The organism is Blautia aquisgranensis (genome assembly GCF_040096615.1).
Taxonomy (GTDB): domain Bacteria; phylum Bacillota; class Clostridia; order Lachnospirales; family Lachnospiraceae; genus Blautia_A; species Blautia_A aquisgranensis.
On record NZ_JBBMEJ010000006.1, the window covers coordinates 75,571 to 92,057 of the forward strand.

13 protein-coding genes are annotated in these 16,487 nt (G+C 45.6%); 12 read left to right on the plus strand and 1 reads right to left on the minus strand.

Features of this window, described 5'->3' with window-relative positions; all coding sequences use genetic code 11:
* The first annotated feature begins 201 nt into the window (after window positions 1-201).
* The 7 genes from pta (at window position 202) to WMO28_RS06600 (ending at window position 7,774) form a co-directional block, all read left to right on the plus strand.
* Entirely contained in the window at window positions 202-1,209 is a 1,008-nt protein-coding gene (gene pta, locus WMO28_RS06570) for a phosphate acetyltransferase (RefSeq protein WP_178644582.1), read from the plus strand.
* Between the two features lie 74 nt (window positions 1,210-1,283).
* The gene (locus tag WMO28_RS06575; RefSeq protein ID WP_178644580.1) at window positions 1,284-2,474 is read left to right on the plus strand and encodes an acetate/propionate family kinase; all 1,191 of its coding nucleotides are present in this window, start codon (window positions 1,284-1,286) and stop codon (window positions 2,472-2,474) included.
* Between the two features lie 220 nt (window positions 2,475-2,694).
* The gene (locus WMO28_RS06580; protein WP_349056448.1) at window positions 2,695-3,222 is read left to right on the plus strand and encodes a YceD family protein; all 528 of its coding nucleotides are present in this window, start codon (window positions 2,695-2,697) and stop codon (window positions 3,220-3,222) included.
* A gap of 3 nt (window positions 3,223-3,225) precedes the next feature.
* The gene (rpmF, locus tag WMO28_RS06585; RefSeq protein ID WP_015525241.1) at window positions 3,226-3,408 is read left to right on the plus strand and encodes a 50S ribosomal protein L32; all 183 of its coding nucleotides are present in this window, start codon (window positions 3,226-3,228) and stop codon (window positions 3,406-3,408) included.
* A gap of 180 nt (window positions 3,409-3,588) precedes the next feature.
* The gene (locus WMO28_RS06590) at window positions 3,589-4,959 is read left to right on the plus strand and encodes an MATE family efflux transporter (RefSeq protein WP_349056449.1); all 1,371 of its coding nucleotides are present in this window, start codon (window positions 3,589-3,591) and stop codon (window positions 4,957-4,959) included.
* A 225-nt stretch (window positions 4,960-5,184) separates the two neighbouring features.
* On the plus strand, window positions 5,185-5,865 hold the full coding sequence (locus WMO28_RS06595; RefSeq protein WP_349056450.1) for a hypothetical protein: 681 nt from the start codon (window positions 5,185-5,187) through the stop codon (window positions 5,863-5,865).
* The gene (locus WMO28_RS06600; protein WP_349056451.1) at window positions 5,840-7,774 is read left to right on the plus strand and encodes a GHKL domain-containing protein; all 1,935 of its coding nucleotides are present in this window, start codon (window positions 5,840-5,842) and stop codon (window positions 7,772-7,774) included. Before WMO28_RS06595 ends, WMO28_RS06600 begins: the two co-directional genes overlap by 26 nt.
* Here WMO28_RS06600 and WMO28_RS06605 read toward each other — a convergent pair.
* The gene (locus WMO28_RS06605; protein ID WP_349056452.1) at window positions 7,713-8,441 is read right to left on the minus strand and encodes a LytR/AlgR family response regulator transcription factor; all 729 of its coding nucleotides are present in this window, start codon (window positions 8,439-8,441) and stop codon (window positions 7,713-7,715) included. The genes WMO28_RS06600 and WMO28_RS06605 overlap by 62 nt on opposite strands.
* Before the next feature lie 398 nt (window positions 8,442-8,839).
* Between WMO28_RS06605 and WMO28_RS06610 the strand changes: the two genes are divergently transcribed.
* From WMO28_RS06610 to smc, 5 genes are all read left to right on the plus strand, one after another.
* Complete coding sequence (locus WMO28_RS06610) at window positions 8,840-10,672, plus strand: ABC-F family ATP-binding cassette domain-containing protein (protein ID WP_349056522.1); 1,833 nt, start codon at window positions 8,840-8,842, stop codon at window positions 10,670-10,672.
* Window positions 10,673-10,887: 215 nt separating this feature from the next.
* Entirely contained in the window at window positions 10,888-11,934 is a 1,047-nt protein-coding gene (gene plsX / locus WMO28_RS06615; protein WP_178642370.1) for a phosphate acyltransferase PlsX, read from the plus strand.
* A gap of 47 nt (window positions 11,935-11,981) precedes the next feature.
* A complete protein-coding gene (locus WMO28_RS06620; RefSeq protein ID WP_349056453.1) occupies window positions 11,982-12,230 on the plus strand; it encodes an acyl carrier protein in 249 nt (82 codons plus the stop codon).
* Entirely contained in the window at window positions 12,220-12,900 is a 681-nt protein-coding gene (gene rnc, locus WMO28_RS06625; RefSeq protein ID WP_178645249.1) for a ribonuclease III, read from the plus strand. Before WMO28_RS06620 ends, rnc begins: the two co-directional genes overlap by 11 nt.
* 13 nt (window positions 12,901-12,913) lie before the next feature.
* Window positions 12,914-16,474: a chromosome segregation protein SMC gene (gene smc / locus WMO28_RS06630; RefSeq protein ID WP_178645250.1), complete on the plus strand. Its 3,561-nt coding sequence runs from the start codon at window positions 12,914-12,916 to the stop codon at window positions 16,472-16,474.
* Window positions 16,475-16,487: the final 13 nt, after the last annotated feature.

Here is a 16,487-nt window from a genome sequence, read left to right on the forward strand (position 1 = left end):
ATTACCTGTAAACGGTGATTTTGCCGAACAGTGCCAATGAAGTCAGAAACAGTAAAATTGCACTTCAAAAAATACGCCGCACAGCCATTTTCTGACAATGAAAAGCTTGAAATACAAAGTGTAAGGGGGTATAATAAACACAGTGTAGTGCCCGAACAGACACTAGCGTTTTTGTTACATCAAGAAAGGAGCCATTTAATCATGGGATTTGTTGAACTGCTTAAAAAAAGAGCAAAAGAAAGCGTAAAAACAATTGTACTGCCAGAGACAGAGGATATGAGAACTCTTGAGGCAACAGACAAGATTCTGAAAGAGGGAGTTGCCAAGATCATTCTTATCGGTAACGAGGAAGAGATCAACAAGAAAGCAGCAGAGGGCGGCTTTGATATTTCCGGTGCACAGATCGTAGATCCGGAGACATCCGACAGAACTCAGGCATACATTGATAAATTCGTAGAACTGAGAGCTAAGAAAGGAATGACACCTGAGAAAGCGAAAGAGATCCTTCATACTCAGTACCCATACTATGGCGTAATGATGGTTAAGATGGGCGATGCAGACGGTATGGTATCCGGTGCATGCCACTCTACAGCTGATACACTTCGTCCATGCCTTCAGATCCTGAAGACAAAACCGGGAACCAAGCTTGTATCCGCATTCTTCCTGATCGTAGTTCCGGATTGCGAGTATGGTGCTAACGGTGCATTCGTATTTGCTGATTCCGGTCTGAACCAGAACCCGACTCCGGAGGAACTTTCCGCTATCGCAGCATCTTCTGCCGAGTCCTTTGAACTTCTTGTTCAGGAGGAGCCGGTTGTAGCTATGCTTTCTCACTCCACAAAGGGAAGTGCGAAACATCCTGACGTAGATAAGATGGTAGAGGCTACCAGAATCGCTAAAGAGGAGCATCCGGAGCTTAAACTTGACGGAGAGTTCCAGCTTGATGCAGCGATCGTTCCAAGCGTAGGTGCATCCAAAGCACCGGGAAGCGAAGTAGCTGGTAAAGCTAACGTTCTTATCTTCCCAGACCTTGATGCAGGTAACATCGGATACAAGCTTGCTCAGCGTCTTGCAAAAGCAGAAGCATACGGACCTGTTACACAGGGTATCGCTAAACCTGTAAACGACCTGTCCCGTGGATGCTCTGCAGATGATATCGTAGGTGTTGTTGCTATCACAGCAGTACAGTGTCAGGCAGAAGATAAATAATCATCCTTACATATCAGCCGGAGGCAGACAGGTTCTGCCTCCGCATATTATAAAAAAATCAGGAGAGTAAAATCATGAACGTATTGGTTATCAACTGTGGAAGTTCTTCATTAAAATATCAGTTAATCGATTCCGAGACAGAGAATGTACTTGCAAAAGGTCTCTGCGAGAGAATCGGTATCGACGGAAGACTGGTATACCAGAAAGCCGGATGCGATAAAGAAATCACAGAGGCAGCTATGCCTACACATAAAGAAGCAATCCAGATGGTTCTGGATGCACTTACCAACGATAAGACAGGTGCTATCGCAAGCCTTAAGGAAGTTAATGCAATCGGACATCGTGTTGTACACGGTGGCGAGAAATTCGCATCTTCTGCAGTGATCACAGATGAGATGATCAAAGCAGTAGAGGAGTGCAACGATCTTGCACCGCTTCATAACCCGGCTAACCTTATCGGTATCCGTGTATGTGCAGAGCTTATGCCAGGCGTACCGCAGGTAGGTGTATTCGATACAGCTTTCCATCAGACAATGCCGGCGAAAGCGTACCTTTATGGACTTCCGCTTGACTTCTACAAGAAATATAAAGTAAGAAGATATGGTTTCCACGGAACCTCCCACAGCTTCGTATCCAAGAGAGCTGTTGAGTTCCTTGGTCTTGACAAAGATAATTCTAAGGTTATCGTCTGCCACCTTGGAAACGGATCTTCCATCAGTGCAGTTGTAAACGGTAAATGCGTAGATACAACAATGGGTCTTACACCACTTGAAGGTGTTGTTATGGGAACACGTTCCGGTAACATCGACCCGGCTATCATGGAGTTCATCGCTAAGAAAGAGAATCTGGACATTGAAGGTGTTATGAACGTACTCAACAAGAAATCCGGTCTTCTCGGACTTTCCGGCGGACTTTCCAGCGACTTCCGTGACCTCAACGAGGCAGCTGAAGGCGGAAACGAGGATGCAGCTAATGCAATCGACGTTCTCTGCTATGGCATCGCTAAATTCGTAGGCGGATATGTTGCAGCAATGAACGGTGTTGACGCAATCATCTTCACAGCAGGTATCGGCGAGAATGCTATTCCTGTACGTGAGAAGGTTGTAAGCTATCTTGGATACCTTGGTGTTACACTTGACAAAGACGCTAACGGACATCGTGGCGAGGAGATCGTGATCTCCACACCGGATTCCAAGGTTAAGGTTGCAGTTATCCCAACTAACGAGGAGCTTGCAATCTGCCGTGAGACTGTAGCACTGGTATAAGATATCAGCCAGGCAGACAGCAGTTCGGGCATCTGACCGGAAACAGATATTGAAATCAGCGGGGACGGACCATCATAAGTCCGTCCCCTAATTTCCCTCGAATTTCCGGTATTGCCCACAGAAATGAAAAAATAAAAAAATTGCAATATTTTCTCAAAAATAACGTTGACAAATCACAAGACCATATGTATAATAGATTGAGTGTGGATAGGAGAGACTTATGCAGATTCATTTATTAGACATTTCTTCCTGTGATGGTAAGACGATCCATGAGACCGTTACTCCGGAACTGGAGAAAATTGACTTTCAGATGGGAAGTTTTCCGGTACTTTCGAAAGAACCGTTTGAGCTTACGATCACCAATACCGGTGACAAGGTTCTTGAGCTTACAGGAACCGGTAAGATCACAGTAGGAATCCCATGTGATCGCTGTCTTGAGACAGTAGCTGTGGAGATACCACTGGAATTTAAGAAGAAGCTTGACATGAAGCTTTCAGATGAAGAGAGAGTCGATGATCTGGATGAGAGCAGCTATCTCACAGGTATGAACCTGGATGTGGACCGGTTGGTCTATCTTGAGGTATTGATATGCTGGCCTTTGAAGGTCTTATGTAGAGAAGACTGTAAAGGTATCTGCAGCCGCTGCGGGAAGAACCTGAATGAAGGTCCCTGCGGATGCAAGGAGGAGCCTAAGGATCCCCGCATGGCAGCTATCAGTGATATATTCAGTAAATTTAAGGAGGTGTAACCTATGTCCATTTGTCCTAAGAACAAATCTTCCAAAGCTAGACGTGACAAGAGAAGAGCGAACTGGAAAATGAGCGCTATGAACCTTGTTAAATGCAGCAAATGTGGAGCTCTTATGATGCCGCACAGAGTATGCAAGGCTTGCGGAAGCTACAATAAGAAGGAAATCATCAAAGTTGAGGACTAATCTTCAATCTTATGCGATGTAGAAAAGAGTCTGGTATGCTACGGTATACCGGCTTTTTTTTATGTCATAGAAAATTACTCCGTAATGTTCCAATGACATAAAAAAGCCCTCCGGGCAGGATTCTTTCCTATACTTCAAAAACCAGTCTATATAATGAGGGGAAGAGGAAATCAAAAAAATATGAAAAGAAATTTAAAGAAAGAAAATACTGCCGGTGTGAATCAGATCACGGAAGGAGTGATCTGGAAACAGCTGTTATTTTTCTTTTTTCCAATTCTGTTCGGAACGCTGTTTCAGCAGATCTACAATACTGCGGATACGGTAGTTGTAGGACGTTTTGTTGGAAAAGAGGCACTGGCTGCTGTAGGTGGATCATCCAGTATGATCGTCAACCTGATCGTTGGATTCTTCGTGGGATTATGCTCCGGAGCAGCGGTTGTGATTTCGCAGTTTTATGGGGCGAAGGACAGCAAAAACCTTAAAAAAGCACTTCATACATCCATGATCTTCTGTCTGGCAGCAAGTATCATTGTCGGTGCATCCGGCTTTGTGCTTTCAGAACCTATCCTGAGACTTATGAAAACACCGGCAGAAGTAATCCCGGATTCTGTACTTTATCTGCACATTTATTTTGCAGGAACTTTTTTTAACCTGGTCTACAATATGGTATCCAGTATTTTAAGATCTGTCGGTGATTCCAAAAGACCACTCTATGTACTGATCATTACCTGTCTTCTGAATATTTTACTGGATGTGATCTTTGTAGTGATCTTCCACATGGGAGTACTCGGTGTTGCACTTGCAACAGTAAGCTGCCAGGCAGTGAGTGCGATCCTTGTGACCTGGTTCCTGATGAAAGCCAATGATATTTACCGCCTGGAATTTCACGAGATCCGTTTTGACCCTCATTCCCTGAAGGCGGTTCTTCGAATCGGACTTCCGGCAGGTCTGGAATCAGTTATGTATAACATTGCCAATCTGACGATCCAGATTTTTGTTAATGAACTTGGAACCGATACGGTTGCAGCCTGGGGAACCCTTGGAAAGATCGACGCGGTATTCTGGATGGTATGCAATGCATTTGCCATTTCAATTACCACCTTTGTGGGACAGAATTATGGTGCCGGAAAATACCACCGCATGCGAAAAAGTGTACGCATCTGTATGATCATGGCATATATTACCGCTTTTATCGTCAGCGGAAGCATCATCCTGTTTGCGGAACCAATCTATCGTTTGTTTACTACGGATCAGGGAGTTGTGGACATAGGTGTTCATATGATCCGTTTTCTGATTCCGTCCTACGCACTTTACGTTGTGATCGGGATTCTCTCCGGTGCACTTCGAGGTGCAGGAAGAGTACTGATACCGATGATACTGACCTGTGGCGGAGTCTGTCTGCTGCGTATACTCTGGCTGTTCGGATATGTAACTTTACATCCGGGTATCAACAGCATCATGTTAAGCTATCCGGTATCCTGGGTGATCACAGCTGTATTGTTTGTAATCTATTATTTCCAGCGTTTTCCGGGTATGAAAAAGAATCTTTAACAGAATATTTTATATTAACAGAGCTTCTGTTCATAGTTTTTACTGTGAACAGAAGCTCCATTTTTTTCGATAAATATCGAATTATCTCGGACTAATTGAAGAATTGCATAAAAAACGGTATTCTGAAAATAAAACATCTGACAGAACAATTCGAATCCTTAAGGACTAGTCAGGAAAAACAACCGCCCTGGTGATATAAACAGGCAGGAAAAGGAGGATGAAAGAATGTACAGACTGAAAAGAACAATACATTATGGAAAAAGATTGCTGTTTCTGGGAACAGGACTGCTTTTCTTTTTTGGCGGCAGAATAAAAACGGCAAAGGCTGAAACTGCCACCGTTGTGGAATCTGGTCAGCAAAAATCAGAAGAACCAACGGAGATTGTTACGGATAAATGGACGGTGATCAGTGGAAAAAGACTGAAGATCATGCTGGAATACACGGGAGAATATATTTGTTTTGAAAAAGCCGGTATCAGTTTGGAAATACCGGAGAAAGTTGTTCGCAGCTGGAAAGTAGAGGATAAAGAAACTGTGCAGGTGCTGATCCGTAAAAATTCCAGTTATGCCTGGGAAATAAAAATATATAAAGGAAATCAGGAAATTAAAGATATCCCAGGCAGTCGGATCGTTTTTTCTGTAAAGGAAGTTTTTCCTTATGAAAATGCTGCGACTATAAGAATAACGGATGGAAAAGGTGATCATCCGAAGCTCTTTCTTGACAACAAGAAGGGGACTCTCATGCTCTGGACAGACGAAACCGGGATTTTTTCTGTCAGAAGCCGGCATATTTTTGAGAAACAGAGACCTTTTGTGCAGATGGTAATGATCATTACAGTGGGTGTGGCAGCAGGAATTAACAGCAGAAGCGGGAAATGGGGTGACGGTCATAAAGAAGAAAAATAGACAATGGTCAATTATCTTCGGAATTGTCGTTATCCTGTCTATGACATGGTTTTTTCTGTTATATCAGTTTAATAATGAGTATACAGCAAAAGGAGAGCAGCCGATCCAGGGAATTCTTTGCCTTAATGAAGAAAGTGCATATAATAAGCTTCATTATCTTTCCAGTGAATGGCAGTATTTTCCAGGATATCTTCTGACACCACAGATGCTGGAGAAAAATCCGGGATATCACAGCCGCTATATCTACATAGGAGAATACAAGGAGATGGAGCCTGGAAAACAGGAAAAATCTGATTACAGTTTCGGGACTTACCGAATGCTGATCACTCTGCCGAAAAAGGAGCAGACCTGGGCAATTTCTATGATGGAGGTTTTCTCAGCATACCGTATTTATATCAATGGGGAGCTGGTAGGCGAAGTGGGAAATCCGGATAAAAACAATTACATAGGAAAAAGTATGAACCGGATGTTTACTTTTCGGGCTTCCGGAATGGTAGAGATTGTTATAACAGCGGCTGACAGAAAATATATGAAATCGGGGATTCAGTATATACCGGTTTTTGGATCACCAGTCCTGGTAAACATACAGAGAGAGGTGCAGATATTGCTCACGGGCATTGCTCTGTCTATCTGTTTTTGTGTTATGCTGGGTGTTCTGGCAATACATCTATATACCCGTAACCGGGAATTTGGAATTTTTGTGCTGGTATGTCTTTGTGTGATCGGTTATACCATATATCCTCTGCTACGCAGCTTTTTTCAGCTTTCGGTCCAGCCCTGGCATGCCCTGGAGAATCTTACCTATTATCTGATTCTTTCCGGGATGATATGGCTGGAAAACTGTATTATGGAGAAAAAACAGGAGAGATTTCTTCCACTGCTTATCAATTTGTGGATCATAGCAGATTTCATTCTGGAAAATTTTGCAGGAGCTTTTGCGAGAGCAGGTATTTTTTATGATGTTTCATGGATCGGGGAAACGATCAAATGGATCGCTGCGATCTATATGCTGGTGAATACTTTCGGAGAGACGGATCGGGAATATGGAAAGATCGTGCTGGTGGGAAGTACGGTTTATGCCTGTTCGCTTACCGCAGACAGAATCTGGCATCTTTATGAACCGATCGTGGGAGGATGGTTTCCGGAAATGGGCGGTATCATACTGATCATTGCTTTTGCCTGTGTGTTGTGGAAAGATCTTGCAACCGCATACAGAATCCGGCTGACGTATGAGGTATACAGTCAGCAGACAGAGCTTCGGCTTCTGGCCCAGAAAAAGCATTATGAAAAGCTGAAAGCCCAGATGGAAGAAACAAATCGTGTCCGGCATGACATGCGCCAGCATCTCCGGCTGTTGGCAACTCTTCTGGAACGGGAGCAATATGAGGACATGCAGATGTATCTTTATCGCTATACCAGGGAATTCCAGGAAAAGCTGACTTACCGATCCTACTGTAAAAATCAGGTGACGGATGCGATTCTTCACTACTATGAAGAAGTATGTAGGGAAAAAGGAATCTCTTTTCAGTGCAGGGTGGAAGCACCAGAACAGACGGGTATCAAAGATACGGATTTCTGCCGGCTTTTTGGAAATTTACTGGAAAATGCAGTGGAAGCTGCAGAAAGCTGCCAGGAAAAGAAGCCCAGATTCATACATCTGCAGATCAGTGCCAGAAATAATAAGCTTCTTATTGTAGAGGAGAACAGCTGTACGGACTTTCTGCGAAAAAGCAGAGCCGGAATCTTTTCTGGAAAGCATGCAGGGCTGGGAATAGGAACGGCATCTATTTCGGAGATCGCAGCGCGTTATGGCGGCCTTGCTGACTTCCGGGCAGAGGAAGGAATTTTCAGAGCAGAGATCTTTCTTTGTCTGACGAAAAAAGATACTGAAGATATGCTTTGCGTATAGTGGCTGAGCCGCGTTTGCGAATCTGGACGGTTTCACCGTTATCCATGAGAAAGCCATTCTCGGTAACTTCCTGAATGTGGTCCATATTGACGATACAGCCGCGGTAACAGGACAGAAAATTATGACAGTCCTGGATCGTGGTTTCAAAACTGTGAAAAGTTAGATAAGAACGAATCGGACCGGAAACTGTGTGAAGACATACAGCATTGCGAAAGGTATCGGCGTACAGGATACTATGAAGAGGAACGCGCACAGGAACCCTGTCGGAGATAACTTCGATATACCGGTCTTCCTGCGTGGCCTTTAGCTGAAAGGAATCCAGGATCTGATACAGCTTTTCTGGCTGAAATGGCTTCAAAAGATAATAGGAGGCCTTTACATCGTAGCTTTCCACGGCAAAATCAGGACTTGTGGTAACGAAAACGAGGCTGCAGTGATCAGATGCGTTGCGAATTCTGTGTGCAGCATCCATTCCGGTCATTCCGTTCATGTAGATATCCAGAAAAACGAGCTGAAAGAAATCCGGCTCATAAGCAGCAAAAAAAGCTTCTGCACTGGAAAAATACCGGATATCAGTCAGAAGCTGTTTTTCTTCAAAAAAGGAAGTTATAATCTGTTTCAACAGTGCAGCGTCAGCTGCAATATCATCAACGATCGCAATATTCAAATTCATATACCTCCAGGTTACATAAAAATGTCAAAAATAGAATGTAATGGGAGTATATCATACTTTTTATAAGAGGAAAAGGTGCTATATTTCACGGAAACCGTCATTTCGTCACATGTCTGTTGTCATTTGCTGAAAAATTTTTTAAGATAGTGTCATCAAAAAGAGAAAGGCGGTAGATATACGAAAGGGAAAAGCAAAAAACTGGCGACACCAGAAACTATTAACAAAATTCAGACACCCCCAAAAAAGCGGCTGTATCTTTCAAAACAAAGAGCAGCCGTTTTTTCTGTCCACTGCAATGCGTGATGCCTGTGAAACGAACAGTAATTCTTGACGGAGCAGAAGAAATTCGCTATGATTGGGAAAGAACAAATGAAAAACGGAGAAAAAAAGAAATGAACATCCTTAACATAGAGCATATTCACAAGATTTTTGGAGATAAGGTGATCTTTGATGATATTTCCTGCGGCATCGCCCAGGGAGAAAAGATCGGAATCATCGGTGTAAACGGAACCGGCAAAACAACGCTGCTCCGCGTGATCGCAGGAGAAGAAGAGCCGGATGAGGGACAGGTGATCACTCAGAACGGAATCCGCATCAGCTGGTTGCCACAGACACCGGAATTTCCACAGCATATGACTATTCTGGACTATGTAGCAGAAGGAAAATGGCAGAAAGACTGGAGTACAGAGAGTGAGGCAAGACGTATGCTGAACTCTCTGGGGATCACAGACCAGAACATCAATATGGACAATCTTTCCGGTGGTGAGAAGAAGAGAGTAGCACTGGCCAGAATGCTTCTCAATCCGGCAGATATCCTGATTCTGGATGAGCCAACTAACCACCTGGACAGCGAGATGGTTACCTGGCTGGAGGATTTTCTTCGCGTTTTCCGCGGAACCGTGATCATGGTAACACATGACCGTTATTTCCTGGATCGCGTGGCTAACCGAATCATGGAGATCAGCCACGGAAAATTATATTCCTATGCAGGAGACTACTCCCAATTCCTGGAGTTGAAGGCTCAGCGTGAGGAAATGGAGCTTGCCAGTGACCGAAAACGCCGCAGTGTGCTGCGTATGGAGCTGGAATGGGCGGCAAGAGGCTGCCGTGCCAGAAGTACCAAGCAGAGAGCAAGACTGGAGCGTCTGGAAGCCCTCAAGGCGGGAAAAACACCGCAGAAGGATGCAAGCGTGGAGATGGATTCCATTGAGACACGCATGGGCAAAAAAACGATAGAGTTCCATCATGTAAGTAAATCCATCGAGGGACGCCTTCTGATCAATGATTTTGATTATATTGTACTTCGAAACCAGCGTCTTGGAATCATCGGTCCAAACGGCTGCGGAAAATCCACACTTCTCAAGATGGTAGAAGGGATGGTAGCTCCGGATTCCGGTGAGATCCAGATCGGGGAGACGATCAAGATTGGCTATCTTGCCCAGAATGTTCCGGATATGGACGGAAGACAGCGAGTGATCGATTACATCCGCGATGTGGCGGAATATGTTCCGACGAGAGAGGGCAGGATCACAGCGTCCCAGATGCTTGAGAGATTTCTTTTTGACCCGGCTATGCAGTATACGCCGGTGGAGAAGCTTTCCGGAGGTGAGAAGCGAAGACTGTATCTTCTGAAGGTGCTTATGGAAGCACCGAACGTGCTTCTTCTGGATGAGCCGGGAAACGATCTGGATATCCCGACTATGACGATTCTTGAGGACTATCTGGATTCTTTCTCCGGAATCGTGATTACCGTTTCCCATGACAGGTATTTCCTTGATAATGTGGTGAACCGGATCATGGCTTTTGAAAGTGATGGAAGACTTGTCCAGTATGAGGGTGGCTACACCGATTATCTGGAGGCAAAGGCCCGGAAAGGACAGTCTTTGGAAACTCGTGCGGACATGCCGGGCAGTGTGCGGGAGGAGACGAAGCAGCTGGAGAACAAAAAATCTTCCATGGACACCTGGAAGCAGAACCGGAAACAGAAGCTGAAATTTACATACAAGGAACAGAAGGAATTCGAGACCATCGACGATGATATCGCGGCACTGGAACAGCGCTTGGAAGAGATCGATAAAGAAATGGCAGCTAATGCCACCAATGCAGGAAAGCTTAAGGAACTGTCTGAGGAACAGAAAGTTACACAGCAGAAGCTGGATGAGAAAATGGACCGCTGGGTATACCTGAACGATCTTGCAGAAAAAATTGAAGAGCAGAACGAATAGAGGAGGGCTTCGGTCCTCCGTTTTTATACGGTTTATGCGAAAGATATTGACTTCTCAGGCGAAATTCTAGTATCATAAGAAATGGTACGTAAAAACCGGTGCTCTGCAGTGAAAATCCTTGTACAGGGATAAAAAACAAAAGTCTGAGGATTTTCACTACAGTGTACCGTATGGCGTCCGAAAAGGTTTTCGGACACAGAAAGGAAAACTAAAATATGGCAGAAATGGTAAGAGTCGTTGTAGACGCAATGGGCGGTGACAATGCTCCGGTGGAGCCGGTCAAAGCAGCAGTGGAGGCTGTAAAAGAAAAACAGAACATCAAGGTTATCCTCACAGGAGTGCAGGATGTGATCGAGGCTGAGCTTAAGAAATATCCGGATTATCCCAAGGACAGGATCCAGGTAATACATGCATCTCAGGTGATCGAGACAGCAGAGCCGCCGGTAATGGCAATTCAGAAAAAGAAGGATTCCTCTATTGTTGTGGGATTAAATCTTGTAAAGAAGCAGGAAGCAGACGCATTTGTTTCATCAGGAAGTACAGGTGCTGTATTGGTTGGAGGCCAGGTGATTGTAGGCCGTATCAAAGGAATCCAGAGACCACCCCTTGCCCCGCTGATCCCTACCGCAAAGGGAGTTTCCCTTCTCATCGACTGCGGAGCTAATGTAGATGCCAGACCGAATCATCTGGTACAGTTCGCACAGATGGGTTCTATTTACATGGAGAACGTTGTGGGTATTAAGAAACCGAGAGTAGCCATTGTCAACAACGGTGCAGAAGAAGAAAAAGGCAACGCACTGGTTAAGGCAACCTTTCCTCTTCTGAAAGTATGCAAGGATATCAATTTCATCGGAAGCATTGAAGCCAGGGATATCCCGGCAGGTTATGCGGATGTTGTTGTCTGCGAGGCTTTTGTAGGAAACGTGATCCTCAAGCTTTATGAGGGTGTAGGCGCTACTATGATGTCCATGATCAAAAAGGGTATGATGTCCGATTTTCGAAGCAAGATGGGTGCGCTTATGGTAAAACCGGCGCTGAAAAAAACACTCAAAGCTTTTGATGCCAGCGAGTACGGCGGCGCACCGCTTCTCGGTCTCAAAGGACTTGTGGTAAAGAGCCATGGAAGTGCCAAGAGCGTTGAGATCCGTCATGCGATCTTCCAGTGCGAACAGTTTAAAGAAGAGAAGATTAACGAGAAGATAGAAGAGTTTCTTGCTGCAGAGCAGAAGGCACAGGAAGCTGCGAAGAACGAAGAGAAATAAATAACAGAATATATAGAGATTACAGACAGAAAAGGAGGCGAACAGTCGTGGAACTGGAAATGCTGAAAAACATAATCGAAAAAATTCTTGACAGAAAGCTGGATGCGGTCACAGAGAAGACTACCTTTGTGGACGACCTCGGAATCGATTCCCTGGATTTTTTTCAGATCATGATAGAGCTGGAAGAAGTCTATGATATTCATATCGACCAGGAGGACGCAGAAGAGATCGTAACCGTCGGTGATGCAGTGGAGACTCTTCGCCGCGTAACGAAGGGAAACAGAAATGGAAAATAATTTAAAAAATCTGGAAAAGACCATCGGATATCAGTTTACAGCGAAATCCCTGCTGGAGCAGGCGATGACACACAGTTCCTATGCCAATGAGAAACACCTTGGAAAGCTGGGGTGCAATGAACGTCTGGAATTCCTGGGAGATGCAGTGCTGGAGCTGATCAGCAGTGATTTCCTTTACAAAAAATTTCGCAATAATCAGGAAGGCGAGCTGACCAAGAAGCGCGCCAGCATGGTCTGTGAGAAAAGCCTTGCCTACTGTGCAAGAGAATTCGGGCTTCCGGAATATATCCTTCTTGGAAGAGGTGAGGAGATGATGGGCGGACGCAACCGTGATTCCATCGTATCCGATGCACTGGAATCCCTGATTGGAGCCATGTATCTGGATGGCGGTTTTGAGCCGGCACAGACCTTTGTGCTGAAATTTATCCTTAACGATCTGGAGGATAAGAGGATTTTTTATGACAGCAAGACTGTGCTTCAGGAGATGGTACAGGAAGGCGGTAACCATCCGGTAGAATACAGGCTTCTCAAAGAAGAAGGACCGGATCACAGCAAGAGCTTCACAGTGGAAGCTCTGATCAACGGAGAGCGCATGGGAACAGGAACCGGTCATACCAAGAAAGCAGCAGAGCAGGCAGCAGCCCTTGAGGCAATCCGCAGGATCAAATAACAGCAGGTGACCAATGTATCTGAAAAATATAGAGGTGCAGGGATTTAAATCCTTTGCCCAGAAAATCAATTTTGAATTTCATAACGGTATCACCGGTATCGTAGGTCCCAACGGCAGTGGTAAGAGTAACGTTGGTGATGCAGTACGCTGGGTCCTGGGAGAACAGAGTGCAAAACAGCTCCGTGGCGGAAATATGCAGGATGTTATTTTTTCCGGAACAGAGCTTCGAAAGCCTTTAAGTTTTGCGTCTGTGGCAATCACGCTGGATAACAGCGATCACAAACTTCCTGTGGATTTTGAGGAGGTTACGGTCACCAGACGTCTGTATCGCTCCGGAGAGAGTGAATACAGGATCAATGGAAGTACCTGCCGTCTGAAGGATATCAATGAGATGTTTTACGATACAGGTATCGGAAAAGAAGGCTATTCCATTATCGGACAGGGACAAATCGACAAGATCTTAAGCGGCAAGCCGGAGGAGCGAAGAGAGCTTTTTGACGAGGCAGCCGGAATCGTCAAGTTTAAACGGCGTAAGAACACAACTCTGAAAAAACTGGAGGAAGAGCAGCAGAATCTTGTCCGTGTTACAGATATCTTAAGTGAGCTTACCAAGCAGCTGGAGCCACTGGAACGTCAGTCCGAGACTGCAAAGATCTATCTGGCGAAGCGGGAAAACCTGAAAGAACTGGATGTGAACATGTTTCTTCTGGAATATGCACACACAGGAGAACTTCTGAAGGAACTGGAAGAAAAGACCAGGATCACTCAGAATCAGTTAAAAGAAGCCCAGGATGCCCACAGCCGCACCAGGGATGAATATGAACGCCTGGAAAAAGCCCTGGAGGAACTGAATGAACGGATGGATCTTCTACGCGAAAAGAGCCGCGACCGTGCTGTCCGCAAACAGCAGCTGGAAGGTGAGATCAACGTTCTCCACGAGCAGATCCTTGCAGGAGAACAGAATGACAGCCATTACCGCAGTCGGCTTTCTGCGATCCAGGAGGACACAGAGAAGAAGACGAAGGATAAGGATGCCCTGGAGGAACAGAGAACCGAGCTTATGAGCAGTCTCCGTGAGACCAGCCACCGTCTTGCAGATGAGCAGGACCGGCTGGATAATATCCAGAGCAATATCGTGGAATGCACCCAGGCAGTGGAGGACGGAAAGAATGAGATCATTGAGATCCTTAATTCCCGTGCCAACACAAAAGGTAAGGCGCAGCGTTTTGACGCTATGATGGAACAGCTGGATATCCGGAAAGCTGGAATCAGCCAGAGGATCCTTTCCCTGAAAACTCAGGAGGAGGAACAGCAGTCTGCCATCAACATAGCGAAGGAAGAATACGATTCCATTACGGGAGCCATTGCCGCAACCAACCGGGAGGGCAGCCGTCTTACAAAAGAGATTCACGCACTCCAGGAGACCATGCAGCAGCAGAATGCACAGCTGGAAACCGGGCAGCGTGACTATCATAGAGAAGCTTCCAGACTGGAATCTCTCAGGAATATCACAGAACGGTATGACGGTTACGGAAACAGTATTCGCCGTGTAATGGAACAGAAGGAACATGTTCCGGGAATCCGCGGTGTTGTGGCAGATATCGTTCACGTAGAGAAGAACTATGAGATCGCCATCGAGACAGCACTTGGCGGAAGCATCCAGAACATTGTCACAGATAATGAGCAGACAGCCAAGCAGATGATTGAATTTCTGAAAAAGAACCGTTATGGCCGTGCTACGTTCCTGCCGCTGAACAGTATTTCAGCAAGAGGGGATTTTAACCAGAGAGGTGCCCTGAATGAACCGGGAGCTATCGGCCTGGCCAGTGGTCTTGTAACCGCAGATAAAGAATATGCCGGTCTTATCGGCTATCTTCTTGGCAGAGTTCTGGTCGTAGATAACATTGACAATGCCATTGCCATTGCCCGGAAATACCGTCACAGCATCCGTATGGTAACGCTGGAGGGTGAATCTTTAAGCCCGGGCGGTTCTATGACAGGTGGTGCTTTTAAGAACAACAGTAATCTTCTTGGCCGTCGCCGTGAGATCGAGGAGCTGGAGAAAAAGGTCAAAGAGCTGGCAGCACAGTATAATAAATTCAGGCAGTCCCTGGAGGACAACCGTGCGAAACGAAATGAGATGCGCGATACGGTTTCCGCTCTGCAGCAGAAGCTCCGTGAACAGTCCATTCAGCAAAATACAGCGAGAATGAACATCGAGCAGCTTGAAAAGAAAGCAGAGGAGATTCGCGGAGGTTACGCAAGAATCGAGCGGGAACAGGAAGAGATCAGGAATCAGACAAGAGACATGCAGGCAGATAATGCCCGCATTACCCAGGAGCTGGAAGCCTCCAAAAAGGATGAGGAAGAGCTGGAAACCTTTATCGAGACCCGCCAGAAGGAACTGGATGACTGGAAGCGGGATGAGGCAGAGACAGCAGAAAGACTGGAAAAGATCCGTCTGGAAGCATCCGCATCCCAGCAGAAAGAAAACTTCATAAAAGAAAACCTGCGACGACTGAAAGAAGAGATCCAGGTTCTGGAAGAGGAGCGGGAGCAGATTCTAGACTCCTTGGAAAAAGGCAGCCAGGAAACCGCCGAGAAGCGTAAGACTATCGAAAATGTTCGCACTGAGATCGAGGGCTTTGCAGCAAAAGAAGAAGAGTCTGAGAAGCAGCTTGCAAAAATGCAGCAGGAAAAAGAAGAAAGCACGAAAAATCATAAAGAATTTTTTGAAAAAAGAGATGAGCTTTCCAATCAGATCAGCCTTCTGGATAAAGAATGCTTCCGACTGAAGACACAGGCGGAAAAGATCGAGGAAAACCGCGAGTCACGCATTGCGTACATGTGGGAAGAATACGAGATCACACCGAACAATGCGCTTACATACCGCAAGGAAGAGATGAATGACCGTCATGTGATGAAGCAGCAGATCCATAAGCTGAAGAATGAGATCCGCGCCCTTGGTTCCGTCAATGTCAATGCCATTGAGGATTACAAGGAGCTTCTGGAACGTCACACCTTCTTAAACGGTCAGTATAACGATCTTCTGGAGGCAGAAAAAACGCTGGAACAGATCATCAAGGAACTGGATGAAGGAATGCGAAAGCAGTTTTCTGAGAAATTCGGGGAGATCCAGAAGGAATTCGACAAAGCCTTCAAGGAGCTTTTCGGCGGAGGCCGGGGAACCCTGGAGCTTGCGGAGGATGAGGATATCCTGGAGGCAGGAATCAAGATCATTTCTCAGCCGCCGGGTAAAAAACTCCAGAACATGATGCAACTTTCCGGTGGTGAAAAAGCACTGACAGCCATTGCCCTGCTTTTTGCCATCCAGAACTTAAAGCCTTCACCGTTCTGTCTTCTGGATGAGATCGAGGCAGCCCTTGATGATTCCAATGTAGGACGCTTCGCAGGATATTTACAGAAGTTGACGAAGAACACACAATTTATTATAATAACACATAGACGTGGTACCATGAATGCAGCAGACAGGCTTTATGGAATTACCATGCAGGAAAAAGGGGTATCAACGCTGGTATCTGTAGATCTTGTGGAGAACCAGCTTACCCAGTAGCAGAGAGGGATGA

Excerpts from the sequence above, each read along its gene's own strand:
- pta (WP_178644582.1), top strand. The coding sequence starts at position 202 with ATGGGATTTGTTGAACTGCTTAAAAAAAGAGCAAAAGAAAGCGTAAAA.
- WMO28_RS06575 (WP_178644580.1), top strand. The coding sequence starts at position 1,284 with ATGAACGTATTGGTTATCAACTGTGGAAGTTCTTCATTAAAATATCAG.
- WMO28_RS06580 (WP_349056448.1), top strand. The coding sequence starts at position 2,695 with ATGCAGATTCATTTATTAGACATTTCTTCCTGTGATGGTAAGACGATC.
- rpmF (WP_015525241.1), top strand. The coding sequence starts at position 3,226 with ATGTCCATTTGTCCTAAGAACAAATCTTCCAAAGCTAGACGTGACAAG.
- WMO28_RS06590 (WP_349056449.1), top strand. The coding sequence starts at position 3,589 with ATGAAAAGAAATTTAAAGAAAGAAAATACTGCCGGTGTGAATCAGATC.
- WMO28_RS06595 (WP_349056450.1), top strand. The coding sequence starts at position 5,185 with ATGTACAGACTGAAAAGAACAATACATTATGGAAAAAGATTGCTGTTT.
- WMO28_RS06610 (WP_349056522.1), top strand. The coding sequence starts at position 8,840 with ATGAACATCCTTAACATAGAGCATATTCACAAGATTTTTGGAGATAAG.
- plsX (WP_178642370.1), top strand. The coding sequence starts at position 10,888 with ATGGCAGAAATGGTAAGAGTCGTTGTAGACGCAATGGGCGGTGACAAT.
- rnc (WP_178645249.1), top strand. The coding sequence starts at position 12,220 with ATGGAAAATAATTTAAAAAATCTGGAAAAGACCATCGGATATCAGTTT.
- smc (WP_178645250.1), top strand. The coding sequence starts at position 12,914 with ATGTATCTGAAAAATATAGAGGTGCAGGGATTTAAATCCTTTGCCCAG.